Raw genomic sequence first — 1811 nt, forward strand, 5'->3', positions numbered from 1 at the left:
TTTGAGTGGGCGACAGGGGTGCCGTCAACAAAGCTGATTGTCCGCTGTCCGTCGGTTTCGCTCAGGCCCACACCCAACTGAAAATTGACATTCGTCGAAGCGTTCAGGTCATGACGGCCGTAGCCGATCACTTGATAGGTCTCGATGTCGGCCGCGTTGAGGTCGGTGTTGCTGTTCACATGCGTGTCGCTATAGGCGAATGCAATACCCAAGTCCGTACCGGCGCCGATGTTTCCGTCAGCGCCGAACACGAAACCGGTCGACCCGCCATTGAACCCGGTAACCGCGCGGCGATCGCCATGATCAAGGTGTGTATGAAACCCGCTCGCCCATATGTATTCGTCAGCAAGGACCGGATCTGTCGGTCGAAGCCAGTCACTGTCGTTCAGTCGGGATTGGATGATGCGGCGCGTTGTGGACAGTGTATTTTCAATGGGTATGGCCGCGCTTGCTGTCAATAGCGGCAGGGTCTGCGAAACGGCACTGCTCACCTCCTGCTGCGTTGCCAATACTCCTAAAGATCCGATGACCCGATCCATGTCACTGTCGCCGCTGGTACCGGCGGTTACGAAGGTATCGATGAGATCATCGAATACCACGGCGGCGCCGACACCCGGCCAATTGCCCGTGGCGACCACCGCCTCATACACACCGATACTGGCGCTCGCGGTGCAACTGCCTCCCGCCGTTGCCAGACACAGGTCAACCGTGTCACCGGAGACCAGCGCTTCGAAATCGAAAAGGTTGGAATTGTCGGTGACAATGAAGGTGCCGTCGGAGGTCAGGGTGCCGGCGCTGATGATGTCCTGCATCTCGTCGACCGCGAAGTCGAAATCGGCATCAGCCACGTTAACGTCGATCCTGGCGTTGCTTGGCAGGTTTGCCGTGCCAGTGACAACGAGCCTGCCGAAGCTGGTGTCATTCGCTACATCGGTTTGAAATATCGCGTTGGAAGCCTGCGTATAGTTTCCGTTGATTGTCACCGTGTCGCTGGCGCCGACAGCCAGTCGTCCGAAATTGGCGAATGTCGTCGGAGATGTCACCGTCACATCATGGGCCATATTGAAAACACCACCCTCGGTGATCTCGAAGTGACCGACATTTATGGTGTTTTCGCTGGTGAAGGTGCCGTTGACGAACACCCTTGAATCCGTCCCACCCGCGATGGGACCTGTCACGCGTGCCGTGGTGCCGTTCAGGTTCAGGGTTGCTGCACCGTTCAGCCTGACATTGGAGGAGGCGAGGACGCTGTTGCCGGACTGTGTGAAACTGCCTCCATCGCCAACCGTCAGATCGGTGGTCGTTAATGTGCCGGCCGACTGGTTGGCAGCGCCGTTTACCGTGAACGTGGTGATCTCGACAGCACCTGTGCCATTGATGGTTGTCGTCGTCGTGCTGTTGGTCTCCAACGTCCCGAGTGCAACAGTGTCTCCGCCTGCGACGTTGATCGATAGTTCGGTAGTCCCCGAGCCGATATCCAGTGAACCGCGGATAGCACCACTGCTCAGAGCTACCGTATGGGCGGCACCATCACCCAAATCGACATCGCCGGTGATATCCGCACCGCTAAGCGCGAAGGTGTTTGCGGTGGTGCCGTCGAGCGTGATGTTACCGCTCACGATGCCGCCGGCGAATTCCATGGAATGGGCGGCATCGACCGTCGATGTGATGTTTCCGGCAATCGAACCGCCTGTTTGGGTGACTGACAGGGTTCCAGCCACCGCGTGGTTGATATGCCCGGAGATTGAGCCGCTGTTGGCCAATCTGAATGCGTCCCGGGAGTCGATTGCGGTTCCACCGCCACCGAGAAT

General features: G+C 58.3%; 1 protein-coding gene. It reads right to left on the reverse strand.

What is annotated here, in order from left to right:
• Window positions 1-1640, reverse strand: a 1640-nt coding sequence (locus OOZ53_RS26460) for an autotransporter outer membrane beta-barrel domain-containing protein (RefSeq protein ID WP_271092801.1), incomplete at its 3' end; no start/stop codon positions are given.
• Window positions 1641-1811: the final 171 nt, after the last annotated feature.

The organism is Allohoeflea poritis, assembly GCF_027889715.1.
GTDB lineage: Bacteria > Pseudomonadota > Alphaproteobacteria > Rhizobiales > Rhizobiaceae > Hoeflea_A > Hoeflea_A poritis.